We start from the raw sequence: 24,086 nt of genomic DNA, 5'->3' as shown, positions 1-24,086 counted from the left end.
TTTTTTGTCTGCGACGCTTTGGTGTTTCTGGTATTGGCTTTGTGGTTCTTCGTGCTTCGCCGTTCGGTGTTCTGGGCTTTTCTTCGCTGGCATCCGCGGTTTGCTTCTGGTTTGCATGCGTTGCCCCTGTGCGGGGCGGCACCTGAAGTGGTCCAATACTCCTGGACACCTCGAAAGGGGATAATCCCCAACTGAGGTGAGAGATGAGCAGACGGAAGCTGACAGAAGAATTCAAGGCTGATGCGATAAAGCTGGTTGTGACACAAGGCTATTCATATTCGAAGGCCTGTGAAGCGATGGGTGTGGGCGATACGGCGCTGCGACGCTGGGTGGCGCAATGGCGCGCCCAGCAGGCCGAGCCGGCGCGTAGTGAGCGGGAAGTCATGGCCGACCAGCGCCGTATTCGTGAACTCGAAGCGCGCGTGACGGAACTCGAAAGGGAGCGCGAGATACTAAAAAAGTCCACGGCCTTCTTCGTCAAGGAAATGGATCGCTTCTCGAAGTGATCCGTTCGCTGAAGAAGGCCTGGCCCGTGAGTCTGATATGCCGGTTGCTCGAGGTGCCGCGAAGCAGCTACTACGCTTTTGCGGGCCGACGCGTCAGGCCAGGAGCATCACCTGCTGTGCTCAAGGCCATGCACCGGATTCACAATGAAACCCGGCGCAGTTACGGCAGCCGCAGGATGGCGCAGGCGTTGCAGCAGCAAGGTCACGCGATCGGACGGCACCGGGCACGCTCGCTGATGCGCGAGGCGCAACTGGTGGTTGCGCGTCGACGCACACATCGGTACCGCAAGGCCGAAGGTGATGCGCTGGTCGCGCCAAACCGGCTCGAGCGCCAGTTCTCACCAGGTGCCGTGAACCGGGTGTGGGCAGGCGATATCACGTACATCAGAACGCGGCAGGGCTGGTCTTATCTGGCTATCGTGATGGATCTGCATTCGCGTCGAATCGTCGGTTGGGCGTTTGCCACGCAGGCAGACACCGAACTGGTCATCCACGCGCTGGAACAGGCTCGACGCAGCCGGCGCCCGGCAGCGGGACTGATGTTCCATTCAGATCAGGGCTGCCAGTACACCAGCGAGCGCTTCGTGAACGATCTGAAAGCAAACGGGATCGTCCAGAGTATGAGCAGAAAGGGAAATTGCTGGGACAACGCGGTGGTCGAGCGCTTCTTCAGAAGCCTGAAGAGTGAATGGATCGGCGAGCAGGAGTACGGCAGTCACGAACACGCCGAACGTGACATCGCAGACTACATCACTGATTTTTATAACTACAGGCGCATACATTCAGCGGCAAACGGCTTGCCGCCAGTGCCGTACGAAGCTTCGATTTATTGAAATGCAATAGCCTAGACTAAATCTGACAGTGGTCGGTTTCTCGTGCCGTTGCGCGTGGGCGCGGAGGACGTAGTCCGACGCGGCAACGCGCGCGGCGAACCGCAAGGAGTCCACCATGACTCAGGAACAGAAAGTCATCCGCGCCAAGGTCGGCATGCTCGAACTGGCGCGGCAACTGGGCAATGTCAGTCAGGCCTGCCGGGTAATGGGCTATTCCCGCGACAGCTTCTACCGCTTCAAGGAACTGTACGATAAGGGCGGTGAAGCGGCCCTGCAGGAAATATCCCACCACCGCCCGCTGCTAAAGAACCGAGTGGATCCCCAGGTCGAGGCCGCGGTGATCGAACTGGCCCTGGAACTGCCCGCTTACGGCCAGATCCGTATCGCCAATGAGGTGCTTAAACGCCACGCCCTCAGCGTCTCGCCGCAGGGAGTGCGTAGTATCTGGCTGCGCCATGACCTCGAGACCATGAACAAGCGCCTGAAGGCGCTGGAGGCGAAGTCCGCCCAGGAAGGGCTGGTGCTGACCGAATCGCAGCTCACCGCGCTGGAGCGGGCCAAGCTGGAAAAGGAAACGCATGGCGAATTCGAATCTGAATGTCCCGGCTACTGCGGCGCCCAGGATACCTTTTATGTGGGCACCCTCAAGGGCGTCGGCCGCGTCTATCAGCAAACCTTCGTCGACACTTACTCGAAGGTGGCGTTTGCCAAGCTCTACGACCGCAAGACCCCGCTGCCGGCAGCCGACCTGCTCAATGATCGCGTCGTGCCGTTCTTCGACGGCTACGGTATTCCGCTCGCTCGCGTTCTGACTGACCGGGGTACCGAGTACTGCGGAAACCCCGAGCATCACGAATATGAGCTCTATCTGGCCGTGGAGAACATTGATCACACCCGTACCAAAGCTCGTTCTCCACAGACCAACGGAATCGTCGAGCGACTTCACAAGACCATGCTCAACGAGTTCTATCGCATCGCGTTCCGCAGGAAGATCTACGACTCGATCGCCGCCCTGCAGACCGATCTCGACGCATGGCTTGACCAATACAACAATGAGCGCGAACATCAAGGGCGATGGTGCTACGGCAAGACGCCTATGCGTACCTTCCTCGACTCACTCGAACTTGCCAGGGAGAAACTGATTCCTCACTGAATCGCCATCCTTCATTCGCTTCCCCGACTACCTGTCAGGTCCGGTCCAGGCTAATACAATTGAAAAGCCCCTTTGGGGGTGTCCAAAGAGGCTTGACCGCTACAGTGCCGCCCCGCACAGGGGCAACGCATCCACACCAAAGACATAACGCGGATGCCACCGCAAAGCCCAGCACACCGAACAAAACCGCCCGCGCCGCGAAGGCACCTGGCTCACTGCGGCAAAACCTCCCCTTTAGTCTCCTTAGCAAACGGAATCACAAGCAAACCAACAACAAACGCAATCGCCGTCAGCGCAACAGGCACGCCCAGCGTATGCATACTGAGCACTGCCGCGCCAAGCAGAAAATTCACCCCAGCCCCGACAAACCGCCCAAACGAAGTACAGAAAGCAAAAGCAGTCGCCCGAACACGGGTTTCAAAAAGCTCAGGCAACCAGAGGCTGAACAACGCAAAATTCCCACCAAAGAACCCAAGCACGAACAGCCACGCAATAAACGGCGCCAACCCGTTAGGCAAATAAAACGCCCAGCCAAAGCTGCCAATGATCGCCACCGCCATCCCGGCAAAATACACAGCAAGCGTCTTCTTGCGCCCAAACCGCTCGGCCAGCGGCGGCAACGCAAGGCACCCAAGAATCGTCCCGATCGACAGCAAACCCGTCGCGATCGAAGCCATCTTCAACGCTTCAGGCCTCGCCATGCCAGCCCGCGTCGCAAGTTGAATCACCGCCGACGGCTCATACACCGCCCCCGCCCACAAACCAATAATCGCGATGGTCAACAGCGCACACATGACCCACGTGCGGCGCCGATACGTCGGCCCAAAAATCTCGCGCATCGGGCTCGCGCGCACCACGTCGCGCGCTTCGGCACGTTGCCATTTGTCCGATTCCTTCACCCGCGTGAGAATCATGATCGCGACCACCACGGGCACCGCCCCCGTCAGGAACATCGCGCGCCAGCCGAAGTGCACGCCTATCGTGTAGTTGAGCGCCGCAGCCAGGAAAAAGCCCGCGTAGTAGCCCGTCTGCAGATAGCCCGCACCCATCTTCCGTCGATCCTCAGGCCACGCCTCGGCGACATAGGTCCCCGCGAGCGCCCATTCGCCGCCAATCCCCACGCCGGCAATGAAGCGGTAAATGCCCAACTCCCACACGTTGTGCGCGGTCGCCGACAGCCCGGTGAAGATCGCAAACGTGAAGATCGTGCCCGCCAGCACCTTCGTGCGGCCGAAACGGTCCGCAAGCGGCCCCCAGATGAACGACAACCCCCAACCCACCAGAAACAGCGCAAACAGGATCGAACCCGCAAGTCCGACGTTCGCGGGCGTCGCCGCATAACCCGAGCGCGGCAGCAATTCGGTCAGCGCCGGCGTCAGCACCAGCGCATAGATGAACGAGTCCATGCCGTCCAGCGTCCATCCCGCCCACGCGCCCCAAAAACCGGCGATCTGCGACCGGTTGAGCGGCGTCTTGTGCCGCACGGCTCCCGCACGGTCCGATATCGAAGAATTCAACATGCTCCTGCTCCTCCATGTACTACGGTTGGATTGGGTGACCGTCACGGCACATCGGCTCCCCGGCATGCGGGCCGCCGCATGTGCGGGAGAGCACGCGCGTCAGCGCCGTGCCTTTATGAAAACCCCGGGTTTGCCCGCTAGAAATTCGTCGTTTTTATATATAATATTTGATGTCATGAACAACGCAACCGGTGGTTTTCCCCTGGACAGCGCCCCGCGCGTCCCTTTGCTGCCCACGGCGCATGAGCCGCGGCCCAGCACTTCGCGTGTCATCGCGGAGGCGCTGCGCACGGCCATCGTCGAAGGCGCACTGGCGCCCGGCGCACCGCTGCGGCAAGACGCGATCGCGCGGCACTTCTCTGTCAGCGCAATTCCCGTGCGCGAAGCACTGCGTCAGCTGGAAAGCGAAGGCTGGGTGAAAGTCGAACTGAACAAGGGCGCAAGCGTCGCGCGGCTCACGCCTGCCGAAGCGCGCGAAATCTACGAGATCCGCTCGGCGCTCGAAAGCCTCGCCATCACGCTGGCCATTCCGAATCACACGCCTGAGTCGCTGCGGGAAGCGGCCGCCCTCTGCAAAGCTGCCGAGAGCGAGCCGGACCCGACCCTCTACGTGGCGCGCAACGAAGCCTTCCACACCGCCCTGTATGCGCCCGCCAACCGGCCTCAGCTCGCGGAGATGATCGCGGCGCTGCATCGGCGCGGCGAGCGCTATCTGAGGCTGAAATTCGGTTTGCCTGCTTACAAGGGCGAATCCGATGCCGAACACCTGGACATCCTCGCCGCCGTCGAGCGCAAGGACATCCCCGCCGCCCAGTCGCTCATTTCCGCCCACCTGCTGGGCACGGGCGAACTGGTCTACCGTTTCTTGACGGAGCGCGCGCAGGCAGAAGCCGCCGCGGCCGTCCCGCGCAGAAAGCGTGGGCGGCCCGCGCGCACTCCAACCACTATCGGGAGTTGAAGCACCGATGAATCAGCGAATCGAATCAACCAGGCTCGAACTGGCACAGTCGACGGGAGCGCCCGCCGGGTCATCCGCAGCGCGTTCGTGGACCACCAAACGCGACGAGAAGCGACGCAGGCTCGCCGCGATCGAGCCCTGGCTCGAAGACGGCATCCTGCCCGCGCATCGCATCGTCGATGCGCTCGAAACGCTGATCCGCCCCGGCGATCGCGTCGCGCTCGAAGGCGACAACCAGAAGCAGGCGGATTTTCTGTCGCGCTCGTTCGCGAAGGTCGATCCGCAGAAAGTGCACGACGTGCATCTGCTGATCTCCAGCATCAGCCGCCCCGAGCATCTGACGCTGTTCGAAAGGAACATCGCGCACAAGGTCGATTTCGCGTTCGCGGGTCCGCAGAGCCTGCGCGTTGCGCAACTGCTCGAGGATGGCCAGCTCGAAATCGGTGCGATCTATACCTACGTCGAACTGTATGCGCGCATGTTCGTCGACCTCACGCCGAACGTCGCGCTGCTGTGCGCGGAGAAAGCGGACCGGCACGGCAATCTCTATACCGGTCCGAACACGGAAGACACGCCGACCATTGCCGAAGCCGCCGCGTTCCGTCATGGCATCGTGATCGTGCAGGTCAACGAGATCGTCGATGAACTGCCGCGCGTCGATATTCCCGGTTCGTGGGTCGACGTAGTCGTCGAGGCTGACCGCCCGTTCGCCGTCGAGCCGCTGTTCACACGCGATCCGCGCCATATCGGCGATTTGCAGGTGCTCACGGCGATGATGGTCATCAAGGGCATCTACGAGCCGTACGGCGTGACGTCGCTGAATCACGGCATCGGTTTCGACACAGCCGCCATCGAACTGCTGCTGCCCACTTACGGCGAATCGCTCGGTCTCAAAGGCAAGATCTGCCGCAACTGGACGCTCAACCCGCATCCCACGCTGATTCCCGCCATCGAATCGGGCTGGGTGGAGAGCGTGCATTGCTTCGGCAGCGAGGTCGGCATGGAGGCGTATGTCGAAGCGCGCCCCGACGTGTTCTTCACGGGCAGCGACGGCACGCTGCGCTCGAACCGCGTGTTGTGCCAGCTGGCCGGCCAATATGGCGTGGATCTGTTCATCGGCTCGACGCTGCAGATCGACGGCGACGCGAATTCGTCGACGGTCACGCGCGGGCGTCTGGCGGGCTTCGGCGGCGCGCCGAACATGGGCCATGATCCACGCGGCCGCCGCCATTCGAGCGAAGCGTGGCTCAAGCTGCTGAAAGACGACGGCGCCGTGTCGCGCGGCAAGAAACTCGTCGTGCAACTGGCTGAAACCTACAAGAAAGGCGGCGAACCGACGTTCGTCGATGAACTCGACGCCGTCGCCGTCGGCGCGAAAAGCGGCATGCCCATCGCGCCCGTGATGATCTACGGCGACGACGTCAGCCATGTCGTGACGGAAGAAGGCATCGCGCATCTGCACAAGGCCGAAGGCGTCGAAGAACGGCGCGCGGCGGTCGCGGCGGTTGCCGGCGTGACGCCGATCGGCTTGCGCGCCAAGCCCGAAAAGACGGCTGAATTGCGCCGCCGCGGCATCGTCGCGTATCCGGAAGATCTCGGCATCCGGCGCGGCGAAGCGAAGCGTTCACTGCTCGCGGCGCGCAGCATCGACGATCTCGTCACCTGGTCGGGCGGGCTCTATGCGCCGCCGGCTCGTTTCCGCAGCTGGTGATGTGATGGCCTTGCCCTACGCCATCCCGCTCGACGCGGGCGCGCTTCAGCGTGCACACGCCCGCTGTCTGCCGCGCGTCGATGCCGCGCCGTGCGATGCCACGCCGTGCGATGCCACGCTCGCGCGATTCGCGGTCGAGTCGCTGATCGAAGAAGCGCAACTGACGCCGAAACCCGCGCTCGTCGATGGACGCGGCAGCGGTGCGCATCGCGACCTGGACCTGCCATTGATGCTGCGCTCCGCACGCTCGCTCGAAGCGACTTTCGCGTCACTCGCGCGGGCATCGCGCGGCCGCATGCCGTCGGCGACGCTGCGCGCGGAACTCGCGCAGATCGGACGCGCCGGCGAATACGACATGATGCGCGCGACGAACGGCAGCAATGCGCATCGCGGCGCGATCTGGATCGTCGGTCTGCTGATCGCGGGCGCGGCCATCATCGCCGCCGACGACGACAACGCTCTGCCCGAACTGCTTCCGTATGAGCGCACGCACACGCACGCTGCGCGGGTCTGTGAACTCGGCGCGCAGATCGCCTGTTTTCCCGACCGCTTCGCCGCGCCCGTCGACAGCCACGGCGAGCGCGTGCGTCAACGGTTCAACGTCGGCGGCGCGCGTCAGGAAGCGCAGGACGGCTTCCCGCACGTGATCGGCCTCGGCCTGCCTGCGTTGCACGCGGCACGCTCGAAAGGCATCGGCGAAAACGCGGCGCGGGTCGACACGCTGCTCGCGATCATGGCCTCACTCGACGATACGTGCCTCTTGCATCGCGCGGGTCTCGCCGGCCTGCATGCGGGGCAACGCGGCGCACGCGCCGTAATCGCGGCAGGCGGCTCATCGACGAGCACGGGACGCGCCGCGTTCGACGCGCTCGAAGCCGAATTGCTTTCGCTCAACGCTTCTCCTGGCGGCGCAGCCGATCTGCTCGCTGCCACCCTCTTCATCGACAAGCTGGCGCATCACGCTCCAGCGGGAGCTGAAAACTGATGGAACAGATGACTTTCGACTATCCGGCGCAACGCGCGATCACGACCCGCTCGCATGTGGGCGTGGTCGGCTCGGGCGATCTCGAAGTGCTGCTGTCGCCCGCCGATGCAATGACGGCGACCGTGACCGTGCGCACCAGCGTCGACGGCTACGGACACATCTGGAAGAGCGTGCTGGACCGCTTCTTCACGCGCTACGACGGCGCGGCGCAGATCGAGATCAACGACTTTGGCGCGACGCCGGGCGTGGTGGCGCTGCGTCTCGCTGAAGCCATCGAAGCCGCAGACGAAGGAGCCAGTTCATGAGCACGGCGACGATACAACATGCACCGTCGATGCCGGTGCTGCGCGACAGCTTCATCGAGCTGACGGCGCGCGAGCGCGCCCGCGCGCTGCTCGACGCAGGCACGTTCCGCGAACTGCTCGGACCGTTCGACCGCATCGAATCGCCGTGGCTGCCGTTGCAAGGCATCGTCTGCCAGGCCGACGACGGCGCGGTGGTCGCGCGCGGCACGATCGACGGCCAGCCGGCCGTGGTCGCCGCAATCGAATCGGCGTTCCAGGGCGGCAGCATCGGCGAAGTGTCGGGCAGCAAGATCGCCGCGGCGCTCGAACTCGCGCTGCGCGATTGCGAGCGCGGCAAGATCGTGCGCCCCGTCGTGCTGTTCGAAACGGGCGGCGTGCGCTTGCAGGAAGCGAATCTCGGGCTGGCCGTGATCGCGGAGATGCAGGCGGCGATCGTCGCGTTGCGGCGATACGTGCCTGTGGTCGGCGCGATCGCAGGCATGGTCGGCTGTTTTGGCGGAATGTCGCTCGCGGCCGGGCTGTGCTCGTACCTGATCGCGACGAAACAGGGACGCCTCGGCATGAACGGCCCTGAAGTGATCGAACAGGAAGCGGGCATCGAGGAACTGGATTCGAGCGACCGGCGCCGCGTGTGGCAGATGATCGGCGGCGAGCAGCGCGCAGCGACGGGACTGGCCGATGCGCTCGTCGACGACGACGCGCACGCCGTTCAGGCTGCCGTTCGCGACGCGTTCGCGCGCGGCGTGCCCGCCGCGCATCGCACGGAACAGGTCGCTGAATATCTGGATCGGCTCGCGCGCATCGATCCCGCCAACGTCACGCCCGAGACGATGCGCGACGTGTTCAAGGCAAACGATGCGGCTGCGCCGCGCAAGGAGCAATGATGAGCGATACGTTACCGACGCGCGGCATGCGCTGGTTCAAGGCGCTGGTGGGCGACACGTCGACGGCCGCGCCCGTCTGGTCCGGCGAGGCGTCGCTTGGCAACGAGACAGCGACCTTCTTCTCCGTCGTCCCCGATCCCGACAACCGGTTTCCGCGCGCACGCGACAACGTCGTCGGACTCGAACAGGGCTGGAAGCTTGCGCAAGCGGTGCGTGAAGCGGTGGCGCGCGATGCGTCGTCGGAACACAAGCGCCCTATCGTCGCGATCGTCGATGTGAAAAGCCAGGCGTATGGGTATCGCGAAGAGACGCTTGGGATTCATCTGGCGTGCGCATCGGCCGTCGACGCCTATGCGAGCGCGCGCGACGCGGGGCATCCTGTGGTTGCGCTGATCGTGGGTCCGGCGATGTCGGGCGCGTTCCTCGCGCACGGCTATCAGGCCAACCGGATCGTCGCGCTCGACGCGCCCGGCACGATGGTGCACGCGATGGGCAAGGAAGCCGCTGCGCGCGTCACGCGCCGCACGGTCGAAGAGCTCGACAAGCTCGGCGAAACGATCACGCCGATGTCGTACACGATGGCGTCGTTCGCGAAGCTGGGACTGCTCGACACGCTGATCGAAGGCGTCGATGCCGATGAGCCGACACAGGCGCAGATCGAAAGCGTGCGCAATGTGCTCGCGGAAGCCGCAAAAAGCGCACGCTCGGATACGCGCGGGCTGTCGCGGCGGCTGGAGTCGGATGCGGCGAAGAAGACGCGCGCCGCGTCGATCGAAGTCCGGCGGCGGCTCGCCGAACAGTGGGACGCTGCGTGATGCGAGTCTGCGCAGCCGCGCCGTTTGCGCCGAACGATGCGCTGATTGCCGGCGATTTGCGCTGGCAAGCGCATGACATCGTGCGCTTGCGGCAGCTCGAATCGTTCGATAACGAACCGGCGTGGGTCCGCGCTGCATTCGCACGCGCACCGTTCGCCGTCGTGCGGCGGGCGCAGGCGGCGGCAGGACTCGTAGCTGTCGGGCTGCGCGGCGCGGCGCGCAACGAGCGGTATGGAACGTGGGCGCGTAGCGACGATATCGAGGCTGTGTTCAGGCCTGAAGCGTTGTTGGCGTCGTCGCTGGATTCGGCGCTTCGTGTCGCAGATCGTGCCGCACTGCCCGTTTTTGTCGCGCTGGATGTGTTGCGGCGCGATGCGTCGTGCTTTGGTTCGTTCATTTGGGGACCGACGGGAAGCGTCGGCTTCGAGCTTGCGACCGGCAAGCCAACCGCTACGGCAGCCAGTGACCTCGATCTATTGATACGGATGCCGAATCATTTGTCGCTTGACGAAGCGCAACGCATCCAGGCAAAGCTTCAAGAGCACTCGGCATACGCGGGCGCGCGCATCGATGCCCAACTCGAAACGCCCGCAGGCGGCGTTGCTCTCGCCGAATACGCGTCCGGCAAACCGCGCGTGATGGCACGGCATGCGAGCGGTCCACGGCTCGTCGCCGATCCCTGGGCGCTGTAATGCTCGCTTATCTTTTCCCCGGCCAGGGCGCGCAAACCGAAGGCTTCCTGCATCGCCTCGGCACGCATACAGCCATTCAGACGACGCTCGACGAAGCGTCCGCCGTGCTGAACGTCGACGTGCTGACGCTCGACACGCGGATAGCGCTCGAATCCACCGTCGCGGTGCAGACAGGCCTGCTGATTGCAGGCATCGCAGTGCAACGCGCGCTCGCAGCCGAAGGTCTGGCGCCTGAATTGAGCGCGGGTTTGTCGGTAGGCGCCTATGCAGCCGCCGTCAGCTGCGGCGCAATCGAATTCGAGGACGCGCTGCTGATGGTGCACAAGCGCGCCGAACTGATGGAAGCCGCGTATCCGCATGGCTACGGCCTGTCCGCGATCGCCGGGCTGACCGAACACGAAATCGAGAAGCTCGCCGATGCGCAGGCACGCGACGCCGCAGCCCGCGTCTACATCGGCAATGTGAACGCGCCACGTCAGATCGTCGTGGCAGGCTCGGACGCTGCGCTCGATGCATTCAACGAGCGTGCGCTCGCGGCAGGCGCGCGCAAGGCGACGCGGCTCGCCGTCAGCGTGCCGTCGCATTGCGAACTGCTTGCGGCAGCCGGCGATGCGCTGACGGACTACGCGCGCGACGTCCCGTTTCGTGCACCGTCGAGTGTCTACGTCGGCAATCGCGGCGGCCGCGCGCTATATACGGCAGACGCCGTGCGCGACGATCTCGCCACGAATATGCGCTACACGGTTCGCTGGTTCGACGCGCTGACCGTGATGACTGAAATGGGCGCGAAGGTGTTCGTCGAAGCGCCGCCCGGCCAGGTACTGACCGATATCGTCCGCGAGCAGTATCCGGACACGGCCGCGATCGCCGCGAGCACGCTGCCCTTCGAGCGGCTCGCGCCGACCATCCATCGACGCATCGAATCGGCCATCTGAAACCGATTCCTTATGCGCATAAATTTCTTAGAATTTTTAATGCGCGTGTAGCACGCGCGTGGGCGGCTAGCGTCCGGGCGTCACGAAGCGGAATGTCAGGTTCACCCGTTCGCCCTGCACTTTCGGCTCTTTCGGCACACGATGCCGCCACTCGGCCTGGGTCCGACGGCGCATCACAAGGAGGCTGCCGCCCTTCAGCTGATACGACTGCACGACGCGTGTCTTGTTGTGCTGGAGATCGAAGCGGCGCGTTGCGCCGAGGCTGATGGACGCGATCACCGGCTCCTTGCCGAGTTCGGGCTCGTGGTCCGCATGCCAGCCCATGCTGTCCGCGCCGCTGCGATAGCGGTTGAGCAGTACGCTGTTGAACGGCGCGCCGCACGTTGCCTCGACAGCGGCTTTCAGTTGGGCGACGGCGGGCGTCCACGGCGACGGCACGTTGCGGATGCCCGAGTACACATAAACGGCGTCGGGCTCGCCCTGCCACGCAGTCAGGCGCGGCAACGGCACACGGCCGGCGGGCGTGAACATCGAATCCTGCTGCCAGGCGACTTCGTCGACGATGCGCGCGAGCAGCGCGGCGGCGGCATCGGGCGCGAGCCAGTCGGGGAACCACGCCACATCGGGCGTCGGCAAATCGTCGAACAGATCGGCGGACATTCTTACGTTGCAATCACGAGCGCACCACACTGGATACCGCTCGCGAAACCTCTCTTCTCAGGAAACAGCGGGTATTATCGAACGCGACGCGCAGCGGGTCATCCGAATCGCTTGCGCTTTCATTCGACTTTTCGCCATTCATCTCATCATCATGATTCTTTCCGACGACGCTCTCGATCAACTCTTCCGCACCGCCCGCACGCACAACGGCTGGCAGCCGCGGCCCGTCGACGATGCGCTTCTCAAACAGCTGATCGACCTCGTTCTGCTCGGCCCGACATCGGCCAATTCGAGCCCCGCGCGCTTCGTGTTCGTGAAGACGCCGGAAGGCAAGGCGCGGCTGAGTCCCGCGCTGTCCGCAGGCAATCTGGAAAAGACCATGGCCGCGCCCGTCACGGCGATCGTCGGCATGGACATGGCCTTCTATGACCATCTGCCGAAGCTCTTCCCGCATGCCGACGCGCGCAGCTGGTTCGCGGGCAACGAAGCGGCGATCGCCGACACCGCATTCCGCAACTCGACGCTGCAAGGCGGTTATCTGATCATGGCCGCGCGTGCATTGGGCCTCGACACGGGCGCGATGTCGGGCTTCGACAAGGCGAAAGTGGATGCTGAGTTCTTCGCGGGCACGACGATCCGCTCGAACTTCCTGATCAATCTCGGCTACGGCGACGCGTCCAAGCTGTTCCCGCGCAGCCCGCGTTTCTCGTTCGACGAAGCGGCGCGGATCGTCTGACGTTAATAGACAAGTAGACCTTGCCTGGCGCACGACGCGCCGGGCAGCGTCAGCTTGTCATCAGCGCGACGTAGAACACGATCGCGCCGATCAGCGCGCCGACGAAGCAGAAACCGTCTTCCGCCTCGTCGCCGCGCGATCGCAGCCACGCTCCGACCACGCCGAACAGGCCCGCCACGCCTAGCGCGACGAACACCATCACGACATAGAAGAGCGCCGTGCGCCCCAGTTCGGAAAAGTCGATGTACTGCACGCCGTAGTAGACGCCAAGCGCCATCAGCGACAGCACGACCATAGGCAGCATCACGTGACTGCCTTCATGGCCGATGTGATGCTCGCGATGCGCGAATTTTGTCGTTTTCATCATTCGTCTCCCCCCAAACCGCAAACCGATTGGGCGATCGGGCACGACTGCCGCTTACAGAGGCGTGTCTCGCGCGCCCTGATGCCGGGGACGGGACGCGAAGCCTGCCGTCAACAGTCATGCTCAGTTTCAGAATAGTCCGTTCAGGCGTGCAATTCAATATCCATTTAATAAGCATTTAATCGGCATGCCGAACAACTTGCGCCGCACGCCTGCTGCATTGCAACGTACGCATATCGCCCGTGCTCCGACATGTCCGTACGGCTCCGGCAAGCGCACTGAACTGCTTGTAGAATGATTGGCCCGCCGCTCCGCAACGGGCGCGATTTCTGCGACACACTTTCTGCGACTCACCTTCCGCGCGTGATCCGCGCCCCACTTCCACCTATGCGCCGCCTATCGTTTTTTGTCCGGATCATTGCCATCGGCATCCTGCTGCATGTGTATGTCGGCATCCGGATCATTCCCGAACTGCCCGTCGATGCCGCCGTGAAAGGGCTGTGCGCGCTGTGGCTCGTGCTGTCCGTGCTGCTGATTCCCGTCGGGATGATCGCGCGCTCGCTGCAGCGGCAGCCGCTCGGCGACCGGCTCGCGTGGGCGGGGCTGATCGCGCTGGGTCTTTTTTCGTCGTTGCTCGTGCTGACGTTCGCGCGCGAACTGCTGCTGCTCGTCGTGATGATCGTTCACGCAATCTCGCCGGAAGCGGTGAACTCCGCGCGCTGGGAGATCAATAGCGCGATCGCCGTGCCGCTGCTCGCGCTGCTGTCGACGGCCATTGGCTTTTTCAACGCGCGGCGCCGCGCGCGTGTCGTGTCGATCGACGTGCCGATCAAAGACCTGCCGCACGCGCTCGATGGCTTCACGATCGTGCAGATCAGCGACATTCACGTCGGGCCGACCATCAAGCGCGGTTATGTCGATGCGATCGTCGATGCCGTAAACCGGCTCGAGCCGGATCTGATCGCGGTGACGGGCGATGTCGTCGACGGCAGCGTCGAGCATCTCGCCGATCACACGCGGCCGCTGTCGCGGCTGAGCGCGCGGCATGGCGCGTATCTGGTGACGGGGAATCACGAATACTATTCGGGCGCGCATGCGTGGATTGCCGAGTTTCAGCGGCTCGGCCTGCATGTGCTGCTCAACGAGCATGTCGTCGTCGAGCACGATGGCGCGCAGGCGGTGATCGCGGGCGTCACCGATTTTTCCGCAGGCCACTTCGATCCCGCGCACGAGAGCGATCCGGCTGCGGCGCTCGAAGGCGCGCCCGGCGACGTGCTGATCAAGGTGCTGCTCGCGCATCAGCCGCGCTCGGCGGAAGCCGCCGCTGATGCGGGCTTTACGCTGCAACTGTCCGGCCATACGCATGGCGGCCAGTTCTTTCCGTGGAATTTTGCAGTGCGGCTGCAACAGCCTTTTGTGGCCGGTCTGTCGCGGCTCGACAACCTGTGGGTTTATACGAGCCGCGGGACCGGGTATTGGGGACCACCCAAACGTCTGGGCGCGCCGTCGGAAATCACGCGTTTGCGTCTGGTCGGCAGCGGCGCCTGACGCCTGTCAGTTCGTTTACGTCACACTGTGACGTTTCGTTCCGGCAGCATCGAGCCCGTTTCCTGGAAACGCGCGTGCCAGGCGAACGCTTCGCGCAGTACGTGCGGCGTCTGGCCGCCGAAGCGCAGCGCGTCGCGATAATAATCGCGCAACAGATCGCGATACAGCGGATGCACGCACTTGTCGATAATCAGCGAAGCGCGTTCGCGCGGCGCGAGTCCACGCAGATCCGCAAGGCCGATCTCCGTCACGACGATATCGACGTCATGTTCGTTGTGGTCCACGTGCGGCACCATCGGCACGACGCTCGAAATCGCGCCGTCCTTTGCGATCGATTTCGTCGCGAAGATCGCGCACGACGCGTTGCGCGCGAAGTCCCCCGACCCGCCGATGCCGTTCATCATGTGCGTGCCGCCGACATGCGTCGAATTCACGTTGCCGTAGATATCGAACTCGAGCGCCGTGTTCAGCGCGATCAATCCCAGACGGCGAATCACCTCCGGATGGTTGCTAACCTCTTGCGGACGCAGCACGAGCCGGTCGCGGTAGCGCGCGAGATCGCCAAATACCTGCGCCTGACGCTTCTCCGTCAACGTGATCGACGCGCCCGACGCGAACGTGACCTTGCCGGCGTCCATCAGATCGAAGGTCGAGTCCTGCAGGACTTCCGAGTAGATCGTGAACGGCTCGAACGGCGAATCGGCGAAACCGGCCAGCACCGCATTCGCAATCGTGCCGATGCCAGCCTGCAGCGGCGGCAACGGAGAAGGCATGCGTCCATGCGAGACCTCGTATTGCAGGAACTCGATCAGATGGCCGGCGATCAGCGCTGTGTCTTCGTCGGCGGGTAATGCCGTCGACGGGCTGTCGGGCTTGTCCGTGATGACGATAGCAGCGATCTTCTCAGGCGGAATCTCGATCGCCGTCGTGCCGACACGGTCGCTCGGGCGCACGACGGGCAGCGGATCGCGATGCGGACGGCGGCCCGGAATCCAGATGTCGTGCAGGCCTTCGAGCGCGAGCGGCTGCGCCAGATTGATTTCGACGATCACCTTGTCCGCAAGAATCGCGAAGCTCGCCGAATTGCCGACTGACGTGGTCGGCACGATGCCGCCTGTTTCGGTGATCGCGACGGCTTCGATGATCGCGACGTCGAGCTTGCCGAGCTGACCGGCGCGCAGCATTTCGACCGTCTCCGACAGGTGCTGGTCGACGAACATCACGTCGCCGCGATTGATCGCCTTGCGCAACGTGCTGTCGACCTGGAACGGCAGACGGCGCGCGAGCACGCCGGCATCCGTCAACAGACTGTCGACGCCATGACCCAGCGATGCGCCCGTCATCAACGTGATCCGCAGCGGCTTGCCTTCGCTGCGCGCACGTTCGGCCAGCGCAACGGGAACCGCCTTCGCATCGCCCGCGCGCGTGAAACCGCTCGCGCCGACGCGCATGCCATTGTCGATCAGCAGCGCTGCCTGCGCCGCCGACGTGATCTTGCCGCGCAACGCGGCACAGCGAATCCGGTCTTCGTACATGATGAAAGTCTCTCCGATGTCACGCTCACGAAAGCCGGAGTGCACGTCTTGTTGTCGGTGTGCGTCGTCCGGCTGTCGCTCGATTTCCGCTTGTCCCACCCGATGCTTCAGGCGAACGCGCGGTGCCGTTCTGGTCAGCTACCGAAATACATCACGCAGTAGCTCACGGGACCGACACACTCTTCGGCCTTCTTCGCCCGTTTCGCGACGGGACGCTGCGCTTCGGGTTGCGCGACGCGTGCTGCATTCGCCTGTGCAACCTGTTGCGCGCTTTCGTCCGCCGGCGCCGTCTGCGCGTGCGCAAGCGCCGCGGCGGACAACGAACAGGCAATCAGGACCAACTTCAGCGCTTTCATTTGAATCTCTCCAGTTGTTTCAATGGCTGCGTAAGCAGTGGTTCCAATATATGACTGGGATCGACGTGGATTAAGAGGGCCGGTTGGAAGGCATTCTTCCTGGTTGCGGCAAGATCGGCATTGAGGCGTTTGATTGGGGTTTTCGCGCGTGTGTCGCGCGGCGTCCCACCGAAAAAGACTGTTGTGCCGATTGCGCTGATGGATACGTGTCGGTGATCAACGCGTGTCGAACGGCGCGCCTTTGTCTAGCAGCGCCGTGCGGATGAAATGCAGGCAACTGAGGATGCGCTGCTGATCGTGACGCTTCTCGCGGTCCGTATGAACGGCTTCCAGCACCTGCTGCACGACTCGCATCGCCGCGCGCACGGAGATTTGCGTTCGCTCGGCATGCGCTTTGTCCGGCCGCTCGAATAGCTGCGCGAGATCGCCCGTGACGCGATCGAGAGAGTGCTTCCATCGGGGATGCGCGTCGCTTGCGTAAGTGGCGCGTTCGATTTCGCTGCGCAGGTCAATGGCCGCATGGCCGACTTCGAGCGTGACGAGCATCCATCTGAGCGCGTGGCGATGGCGTCGCGAGCGCTTCGGCAATAGCATGCGCAACTGGTGCATCAGATCGTGCGTGCTCGACTGGAAGCGATGTGCAAGACCCATCAGCGGCGCAGTGCACGCCAACGTGACCTGGCGGCGCAGGTCGCCCTCGATACGCGCGATCAGCCACGGCATCTGCACCGGGAAGACGATTGCGGCGCCGACGGCCGTCACGAGCATCGACGCGGCGATCGCGATGCCGTTGTTGATCAGCAGATCGGGCGCGTAGACGACGACGTTGTCGGGCGCGGCGAGCAGACAGAAAAAGACCGTGAAGCCCACGCCGTAACCCGCTGTCTTCGTCCGCGACGCGAAGAAGGTGCCGACGGCGAGCACGGGCGCGAGCATCGCGCAGAGCAATGGAAAGCCATCGATTGCGGGGTACATGTAGCACGTGACCAGATAGCCGGCGATCGTCGCGCACGCAGCGCCCACCGACATCTGCAACGCGAGCCTGACGGGGTTCGGCGCCGACGAAGTCAGCGCGCAGGTGAGCGCGGCGCCGATCACGGCCATGCCGCCGCTCGGCCAGTTCGTCGCGATCCAGAACCAGCTGATCGCGCCGACGACAGCCGCCGTGCGCGCGAACGTGCAGGCAACCACGAAAGCGTTGGTGCGGCTTACGTAGCGCACGGGCGGCCGCTCGCGCGCCGGATTGTGATTGGTCTCCAGCGACGCATACGTGTCGATATACCGGATGAACTCGACGACGAAGCGGTACAGCAATTCTCCCGCCGTATCGAAATCGGGCAGACACTGCGGCTCGTCCGACTCCAGCGGACGACGCGTGGCGCGCATTCTGGCGGGCAGCGTCGCCTGGAAGGCTTTGAGTCTGATGGCGACGCGGGCGGCATCGGATGAATCGAAGCGACGCTCTTTGTTTGCGCCGAGCAATTGCGAAAGCTCGTGGAAATACGGCGCAGTCGCCTCCACGACCTGGACAGACGGATTGCCTCGCAGGCGCTTTCTCAATTGATGCAGCGCATGCAGTCGCGCGCAGACGTCCATGAACTCGTGGTTCAACCTTGCGAGCACCTGACTGCGCGAACGCATGCCCGGGTCCTCGAAAGCAGCGAACGCACGCGTCGCCTCGAACCCGACGACTTCATCGACGAGGTCCGCGAAATAACGCTCCGACGTGCCGCGCTCGACGGCCCCATCGAGCACTTTCATAGCGAAGGCAGTAAAATTGAGATGCCTCGATTGCAGCGCGTTTTGCAGAGCGAGGCTCGAGCGACGCGGCACGATCAGCGCGCTGACGGCCGCCGAGCAGACGATGCCGATCGCCACTTCCGCGGCGCGCGTCAACGCGGCGAGAAACAGGCCATTCGGTTCCATCACGGTCGGGATGCCGATCAACGCCGCGGTATAGCCAGCCAGCACGAAGCCGTACCACCGAAAATGTCGATACCGGACCGCCGCCGCCACACACGCGCCCATCCAGGCGGTGATGCCGAGCATGTACAGTTCGGGCTGCTGCGCGAACAGCGCGCCAAGCAGCAGCGCGGCCAGCATGCCGACGAAGGTCCCGACGATCCGATAAAAACTCTTCGCGAGCACCATGCCGCTGAATGGCTGCATCAGAACGAACACCGTCGTCATCGCGGTGCGCGGCTGCTGCAGTTCGAGCAGCATGGCGATGCCCAGTGCGAGCAGCGCAGCCAATACTGTCTTGAAGAGGTGAAGCCAGATGAGGCCGTCGGTGGTCGCCCATTCCGTGCTTGCGTCGGCGACAGCGCGCAGCAGGCCAGCCCGCCATCCGAAAGTATCGGACGACACTTGCTTGATCGCATGCTGGCGTTTCATGGATTAATCCCGCGTGGGGTCGTAGCCGGAGGAATGCGCGAATCGGACTGGCGCACGCCCACCCTGAAGGCGCCGATTGTAGGAGCCAACGTTGTGTGGATTAATGGGAGGCGTCGGGAACGTCCCTTCCAGATCGCTCAACAATGGCAGACCGCGACAGGCGGACAATAACGTTTTGATGTCGATCAAGAAGGGTTGATGGATACGTTACAAAACATGCGAGTGTTCGTGCGCGTCGTCGAAGCGGGCAGTTTCACGGCAGCGGCGCAATCGCTCAATACGACGACGGGTGCGATGTCTCGCGCCGTTTCAGAACTCGAGGCGCATTTGCGGACGCGTCTGCTCAATCGATCGACACGGCGCCTCGCGTTGACGACTGCCGGTGAGACATATCTGAAGCGATGTCAGCAGATTCTTGCTGATATCGACAATGCGGAAGAAGAAGCGAGCGGCGCGCATGAGCGTCCGTCGGGCGTGCTGCGGATGCATAGCTTTGCGAGCATCGGACAGCATTATGTGTTGCCTGCCATTTCGCGGTATCGCGCGCTGTATCCTGAAGTGGCCGTCGAGTTGACGCTGTCGCAGCAGTTGCCGGATCTGTTCGAGGGAAGCGCGGATGTGGCTGTCGTCGGTGCGTCGACGCTGCCTAACTCGGATCTCGTGTCGCTTTTGCTGGGTACCACGTTCAGCATTCTGTGCGCGTCGCCCGCCTATATTCACGCGCACGATGCGCCCAAAACGCCCGCCGATCTGTTGCACCACGACTGCCTGTTGCTCAAGACGCCCGCTTTTCCGACCAGCGAATGGACGCTCGATGGCCCTAACGGCAGCGAAGTGCTGAATGTGAACGGGCCCGTGCAGGTGAATATCGCCGAATCGCTGATCGTCGCGATTCGTGAGGGCATTGGGATCGGGATCTTGCCGTTGTATGCGGCTATCGATGGACTGCGGACAGGGTCACTCGTGCGCGTGCTGCCGGAGTACACGCTGCAGAAGATGAATGTCTATGCGCTGTATCCGTCACGTAAATTTATCGACGCGAAGACGAGGACCTGGGTGGAGTTTTTACGGACGCATTTGCCGCAGGTGATTGCTCGCGATGTCGCGCTGTTGGGGGAAGTTGGGCGGCAGAATCTAGCCACCGATGATGCGCCGCATGCCAGTGAAATTGGCGATGCTGCCCGGCAAGTTAAGCAGTGAGGTGAGGCGTTGGCCGGCGGTTTTGAGCTGCCGATGGGCCGCCGGCTGAGTGGGGGTGGGCCGGAGAGTCGTCGTTCGACTAGACGGTATCTCGCGCGCGTGTCTCGTGCGAGGAGATGCGGTGAAATGTCGACGGGGAAATGAAGGCGAGGTGCTCTGAGCCTTACAGCTGAGTTCCTTGCCGGGCGCACGGCATTAAAAACGCGCGCCCCAAACGCCAAGACCCCGCTTTTGAGGGCGGGGTCCTGGTTGATATAGGGAGCCTGACGATTACCTACTTTCACACGGGCAATCCGCACTATCATCGGCGTGGAGTCGTTTCACGGTCCTGTTCGGGATGGGAAGGGGTGGGACCGACTCGCTATGGTCATCAGGCTTTGACGGGTTGCTGCGTCGCGGTTTTGCGCGCCACAGCCAATCTGGAAGAAGCGTAAAGAGGGGGTTGTGTTGTTTAATCTGGCACAACACTGATCTCAACCTGTGTGTCCTGATACCTCCTCTGGAGGTTCACAGTATCCTCTTCGGGGATCGGACCAGCGTAAGCGCTGAAGCGCTAACGCTGGTCGAGACACACCTGTTATAGGATCAAGCCTTACGGGCAATTAGTATCAGTTAGCTTAACGCATTACTGCGCTTCCACACCTGACCTATCAACGTCCTGGTCTTGAACGACCCTTCAAGGGGCTCGAAGCCCCGGGGATATCTCATCTCAAGGCGAGTTTCCCGCTTAGATGCTTTCAGCGGTTATCTCTTCCGAACATAGCTACCCGGCGATGCCACTGGCGTGACAACCGGTACACCAGAGGTTCGTCCACTCCGGTCCTCTCGTACTAGGAGCAGCCCCCTTCAAATATCCAGCGCCCACGGCAGATAGGGACCAAACTGTCTCACGACGTTTTAAACCCAGCTCACGTACCTCTTTAAATGGCGAACAGCCATACCCTTGGGACCGGCTACAGCCCCAGGATGAGATGAGCCGACATCGAGGTGCCAAACACCGCCGTCGATATGAACTCTTGGGCGGTATCAGCCTGTTATCCCCAGAGTACCTTTTATCCGTTGAGCGATGGCCCTTCCATACAGAACCACCGGATCACTATGACCTGCTTTCGCACCTGCTCGACTTGTCGGTCTCGCAGTTAAGCACGCTTATGCCATTGCACTATCAGCACGATTTCCGACCGTACCTAGCGTACCTTCGTACTCCTCCGTTACACTTTGGGAGGAGACCGCCCCAGTCAAACTGCCCACCATGCACTGTCCCCAACCCGGATCACGGGCCAAGGTTAGAACCTCAAACAAACCAGGGTGGTATTTCAAGGACGGCTCCACGCAAACTGGCGTTCACGCTTCATAGCCTCCCACCTATCCTACACAGATCGGTTCAAAGTCCAATGCAAAGCTACAGTAAAGGTTCATGGGGTCTTTCCGTCTAGCCGCGGGGAGATTGCATCATCACAAACACTTCAACTTCGCTGAGTCTCGGGAGGAGACAGTGTGGCCATCGTTACGCCATTCGTGCAGGTCGGAACTTACCCGACAAGGAATTTCGCTACCTTAGGACCGTTATAGTTACGGCCGCCGTTTACCGGGACTTCAATCAAGAGCTTGCACCCCATCATTTAATCTTCCGGCACCGGGCAGGCGTCACACCCTATACGTCCACTTTCGTGTTTGCAGAGTGCTGTGTTTTTATTAAACAGTCGCAGCCACCAGTTTATTGCAACCCCTTCACCCTCTGCCCGCAGGGGCATCAAGCTACAGGGGCGTACCTTATCCCGAAGTTACGGTACCAATTTGCCGAGTTCCTTCTCCCGAGTTCTCTCAAGCGCCTTAGAATACTCATCTCGCCCACCTGTGTCGGTTTGCGGTACGGTCAATGTGAAACTGAAGCTTAGAGGCTTTTCCTGGAACCCCTTCCGATTGCTTCGCTTCCGAAGAAGCTCGCGCCACGCCCTTGAATTCCGTGCCCGGATTTGCCAGAGCACCTTCTCCAACGCAGCGACCGGGACTTCCAACACCCGGACAACCTTCCGCGATCCGTCCCCCCATCGCATTTCACACTGGTGCAGGAATATTGACCTGCTTCCCATCAGCTACGCATTTCTGCCTCGCCTTAGGGGCCGACTCACCCTACGCCGATGAACGTTGCGTAGGAAACCTTGGGCTTACGGCGAGGGGGCCTTTCACCCCCTTTATCGCTACTCATGTCAGCATTCGCACTTCCGATACCTCCAGCACGCTTTTCAACGCACCTTCGCAGGCTTACGGAACGCTCTCCTACCATGCACATAAATGTGCATCCGCAGCTTCGGTATATGACTTAGCCCCGTTACATCTTCCGCGCAGGACGACTCGATCAGTGAGCTATTACGCTTTCTTTAAAGGGTGGCTGCTTCTAAGCCAACCTCCTGACTGTTTTAGCCTTCCCACTTCGTTTCCCACTTAGTCATATTTGGGGACCTTAGCTGGCGGTCTGGGTTGTTTCCCTCTTGACACCGGACGTTAGCACCCGATGTCTGTCTCCCGTGATTGCACTCTTCGGTATTCGGAGTTTGCTATGGCGAAGTAATCCGCAATGGACCCTTCAACCATGACAGTGCTCTACCCCCGAAGGTGATACACGAGGCACTACCTAAATAGTTTTCGGAGAGAACCAGCTATTTCCAGGTTTGTTTAGCCTTTCACCCCTATCCACAGCTCATCCCCTAACTTTTCAACGTTAGTGGGTTCGGACCTCCAGTACGTGTTACCGCACCTTCATCCTGGCCATGGATAGATCACCTGGTTTCGGGTCTACACCCAGCGACTGAATCGCCCTGTTCGGACTCGCTTTCGCTACGCCTGCCCTAATCGGTTAAGCTCGCCACTGAATGTAAGTCGCTGACCCATTATACAAAAGGTACGCCGTCACCCCTTGCGAGGCTCCGACTGTTTGTATGCATGCGGTTTCAGGATCTGTTTCACTCCCCTCCCGGGGTTCTTTTCGCCTTTCCCTCACGGTACTGGTTCACTATCGGTCGATCACGAGTATTTAGCCTTGGAGGATGGTCCCCCCATCTTCAGACAGGATTTCACGTGTCCCGCCCTACTTGTCGTACACCTAGTTCTTCCTCGCTGTTTTCGCCTACGGGGCTATCACCCACTATGGCCGCACTTTCCAGAGCGTTTGGCTAACAACGAAGATAAAGAGTACAGGCTGGTCCCATTTCGCTCGCCACTACTTTGGGAATCTCGGTTGATTTCTGTTCCTGCGGTTACTTAGATGTTTCAGTTCACCGCGTTCGCTTCACATGGCCTATGTATTCAGCCATGGATGACCCATACGGGCCGGGTTTCCCCATTCGGATATCGGAGGATCAAAGCTCGTTTGCCAGCTCCCCTCCGCTTTTCGCAGGCTACCGCGTCCTTCATCGCCTGTGATCGCCAAGGCATCCACCACATGCACTTGTTCGCTTGACCCTATAACGGGTGTGTCTCTCAGTGATTGCTCACCGGATAACATCCGCTACAGGTTGAGTATTCGCGTTGTGCCGTATTCCAGGTTCGTCTTTCGATGAACTCAAAAAATACATTGATACAATCACAACCCTGATTCACCTACTCACGCGCCCATCTCTAAGCACGCTTTCGTGAATCTCTTTACTACTTCTTCCTGATTGTTAAAGAACGACAGCCGATATAAGGCGCTATGCCTTAAATCACTTGCTGACTGGCTCAATTGCCAATGCTTAATGCTCAGTTCGCACTGAACGCTAGGCATTGGGAATTGGTGGAGGATGACGGGATCGAACCGACGACCCCCTGCTTGCAAAGCAGGTGCTCTCCCAGCTGAGCTAATCCCCCAGTCATACAGCGCACAGGGCATATCCAGCCAGCTACATCAGCAACCACACCAGACAAGGCAATGGTGGGTCTGGATGGATTCGAACCATCGACCCCCGCCTTATCAAGACGGTGCTCTAACCGACTGAGCTACAGACCCCTGAGCCTGTC

The 24,086-nt window shown here is 61.9% G+C and carries 19 protein-coding genes, 2 tRNA genes and 2 rRNA genes; 13 read left to right on the top strand and 10 right to left on the bottom strand.

Annotated features, from left to right (window positions below; all coding sequences use genetic code 11):
- Positions 1-203: 203 nt before the first annotated feature.
- Together PPGU16_RS16965 and PPGU16_RS16960 are read left to right on the top strand one after the other, a co-directional pair.
- Positions 204-1,339 (top strand): IS3 family transposase gene (locus PPGU16_RS16965; protein WP_180723796.1). Its coding sequence is split into 2 segments (ribosomal slippage): positions 204-462 and positions 462-1,339, totalling 1,137 coding nucleotides; the frame shifts between segments, so codons are not numbered across the junction.
- Between the two features lie 115 nt (positions 1,340-1,454).
- Entirely contained in the window at positions 1,455-2,492 is a 1,038-nt protein-coding gene (locus tag PPGU16_RS16960; RefSeq protein WP_180723795.1) for an IS481 family transposase, read from the top strand.
- A 212-nt stretch (positions 2,493-2,704) separates the two neighbouring features.
- On the opposite strand, the gene PPGU16_RS16955 is transcribed toward PPGU16_RS16960, so the two are convergent.
- Positions 2,705-4,012 (bottom strand): MFS transporter, encoded by a 1,308-nt coding sequence (locus PPGU16_RS16955; protein WP_180723794.1) that lies wholly within the window; start codon positions 4,010-4,012, stop codon positions 2,705-2,707.
- A gap of 175 nt (positions 4,013-4,187) precedes the next feature.
- On the opposite strand from PPGU16_RS16955, the gene PPGU16_RS16950 reads away from it, so the two are divergent.
- From PPGU16_RS16950 to PPGU16_RS16915, 8 genes are read left to right on the top strand one after another with little or no spacing between them, the layout of a single operon-like run.
- Positions 4,188-4,970: a GntR family transcriptional regulator gene (locus tag PPGU16_RS16950; protein WP_180723793.1), complete on the top strand. Its 783-nt coding sequence runs from the start codon at positions 4,188-4,190 to the stop codon at positions 4,968-4,970.
- Between the two features lie 7 nt (positions 4,971-4,977).
- Complete coding sequence (gene mdcA / locus PPGU16_RS16945) at positions 4,978-6,681, top strand: malonate decarboxylase subunit alpha (RefSeq protein WP_180723792.1); 1,704 nt, start codon at positions 4,978-4,980, stop codon at positions 6,679-6,681.
- A 4-nt stretch (positions 6,682-6,685) separates the two neighbouring features.
- The gene (locus PPGU16_RS16940) at positions 6,686-7,666 is read left to right on the top strand and encodes a triphosphoribosyl-dephospho-CoA synthase (RefSeq protein ID WP_180723791.1); all 981 of its coding nucleotides are present in this window, start codon (positions 6,686-6,688) and stop codon (positions 7,664-7,666) included.
- Positions 7,666-7,971: a malonate decarboxylase subunit delta gene (locus PPGU16_RS16935; RefSeq protein WP_180723790.1), complete on the top strand. Its 306-nt coding sequence runs from the start codon at positions 7,666-7,668 to the stop codon at positions 7,969-7,971. Before PPGU16_RS16940 ends, PPGU16_RS16935 begins: the two co-directional genes overlap by 1 nt.
- Positions 7,968-8,855 carry a biotin-independent malonate decarboxylase subunit beta gene (locus tag PPGU16_RS16930; protein WP_180723789.1) on the top strand — a complete coding sequence of 296 codons (888 nt, stop codon included), beginning with the start codon at positions 7,968-7,970 and terminating at the stop codon, positions 8,853-8,855. Before PPGU16_RS16935 ends, PPGU16_RS16930 begins: the two co-directional genes overlap by 4 nt.
- Complete coding sequence (gene mdcE / locus PPGU16_RS16925) at positions 8,855-9,670, top strand: biotin-independent malonate decarboxylase subunit gamma (RefSeq protein WP_180723788.1); 816 nt, start codon at positions 8,855-8,857, stop codon at positions 9,668-9,670. The genes PPGU16_RS16930 and mdcE overlap by 1 nt, the downstream gene beginning before the upstream one ends.
- The gene (locus tag PPGU16_RS16920; protein WP_180723787.1) at positions 9,670-10,362 is read left to right on the top strand and encodes a malonate decarboxylase holo-ACP synthase; all 693 of its coding nucleotides are present in this window, start codon (positions 9,670-9,672) and stop codon (positions 10,360-10,362) included. Before mdcE ends, PPGU16_RS16920 begins: the two co-directional genes overlap by 1 nt.
- Positions 10,362-11,297 carry an ACP S-malonyltransferase gene (locus PPGU16_RS16915; protein WP_180723786.1) on the top strand — a complete coding sequence of 312 codons (936 nt, stop codon included), beginning with the start codon at positions 10,362-10,364 and terminating at the stop codon, positions 11,295-11,297. Before PPGU16_RS16920 ends, PPGU16_RS16915 begins: the two co-directional genes overlap by 1 nt.
- Before the next feature lie 66 nt (positions 11,298-11,363).
- On the opposite strand, the gene PPGU16_RS16910 is transcribed toward PPGU16_RS16915, so the two are convergent.
- The gene (locus tag PPGU16_RS16910; protein WP_180723785.1) at positions 11,364-11,957 is read right to left on the bottom strand and encodes an alpha-ketoglutarate-dependent dioxygenase AlkB family protein; all 594 of its coding nucleotides are present in this window, start codon (positions 11,955-11,957) and stop codon (positions 11,364-11,366) included.
- A 151-nt stretch (positions 11,958-12,108) separates the two neighbouring features.
- On the opposite strand from PPGU16_RS16910, the gene PPGU16_RS16905 reads away from it, so the two are divergent.
- Entirely contained in the window at positions 12,109-12,693 is a 585-nt protein-coding gene (locus tag PPGU16_RS16905) for a malonic semialdehyde reductase (RefSeq protein WP_180723784.1), read from the top strand.
- Between the two features lie 49 nt (positions 12,694-12,742).
- Here the strand turns inward: PPGU16_RS16905 and PPGU16_RS16900 are convergent, their stop codons facing one another.
- A complete protein-coding gene (locus PPGU16_RS16900) occupies positions 12,743-13,057 on the bottom strand; it encodes a hypothetical protein (protein WP_180723783.1) in 315 nt (104 codons plus the stop codon).
- 387 nt (positions 13,058-13,444) lie between these two features.
- Between PPGU16_RS16900 and PPGU16_RS16895 the strand changes: the two genes are divergently transcribed.
- Positions 13,445-14,605, top strand: a complete 1,161-nt coding sequence (locus PPGU16_RS16895) for a metallophosphoesterase (protein ID WP_180723782.1) — start codon at positions 13,445-13,447, stop codon at positions 14,603-14,605.
- Positions 14,606-14,625: 20 nt separating this feature from the next.
- Here PPGU16_RS16895 and scpC read toward each other — a convergent pair whose 3' ends face one another.
- The 3 genes from scpC to PPGU16_RS16880 all read right to left on the bottom strand — a co-directional run bounded on the left by scpC (position 14,626) and on the right by PPGU16_RS16880 (position 18,890).
- A complete protein-coding gene (gene scpC / locus PPGU16_RS16890; protein WP_180723781.1) occupies positions 14,626-16,140 on the bottom strand; it encodes a succinyl-CoA:acetate CoA-transferase ScpC in 1,515 nt (504 codons plus the stop codon).
- Between the two features lie 134 nt (positions 16,141-16,274).
- Positions 16,275-16,496, bottom strand: a complete 222-nt coding sequence (locus tag PPGU16_RS16885; RefSeq protein WP_180723780.1) for a hypothetical protein — start codon at positions 16,494-16,496, stop codon at positions 16,275-16,277.
- Between the two features lie 216 nt (positions 16,497-16,712).
- The gene (locus tag PPGU16_RS16880; protein ID WP_180723779.1) at positions 16,713-18,890 is read right to left on the bottom strand and encodes an FUSC family protein; all 2,178 of its coding nucleotides are present in this window, start codon (positions 18,888-18,890) and stop codon (positions 16,713-16,715) included.
- A 198-nt stretch (positions 18,891-19,088) separates the two neighbouring features.
- Between PPGU16_RS16880 and PPGU16_RS16875 the strand changes: the two genes are divergently transcribed.
- On the top strand, positions 19,089-20,090 hold the full coding sequence (locus PPGU16_RS16875) for a LysR family transcriptional regulator (RefSeq protein ID WP_180723778.1): 1,002 nt from the start codon (positions 19,089-19,091) through the stop codon (positions 20,088-20,090).
- Between the two features lie 261 nt (positions 20,091-20,351).
- On the opposite strand, the gene rrf is transcribed toward PPGU16_RS16875, so the two are convergent.
- The 4 genes from rrf to PPGU16_RS16855 all read right to left on the bottom strand — a co-directional run bounded on the left by rrf (position 20,352) and on the right by PPGU16_RS16855 (position 24,075).
- Positions 20,352-20,465: ribosomal RNA gene (rrf, locus tag PPGU16_RS16870) — 5S ribosomal RNA — on the bottom strand.
- Between the two features lie 206 nt (positions 20,466-20,671).
- Positions 20,672-23,552 (bottom strand): 23S ribosomal RNA (locus PPGU16_RS16865).
- Between the two features lie 308 nt (positions 23,553-23,860).
- A tRNA-Ala gene (locus PPGU16_RS16860) sits at positions 23,861-23,936 on the bottom strand.
- A 62-nt stretch (positions 23,937-23,998) separates the two neighbouring features.
- A tRNA-Ile gene (locus PPGU16_RS16855) sits at positions 23,999-24,075 on the bottom strand.
- Positions 24,076-24,086 lie beyond the last annotated feature (11 nt).

This window comes from Paraburkholderia largidicola, assembly GCF_013426895.1.
Lineage (GTDB): Bacteria > Pseudomonadota > Gammaproteobacteria > Burkholderiales > Burkholderiaceae > Paraburkholderia > Paraburkholderia largidicola.
The sequence above is the reverse complement of the archived record's forward strand: the minus strand, read 5'-3'. Positions and strand labels throughout refer to the sequence as shown.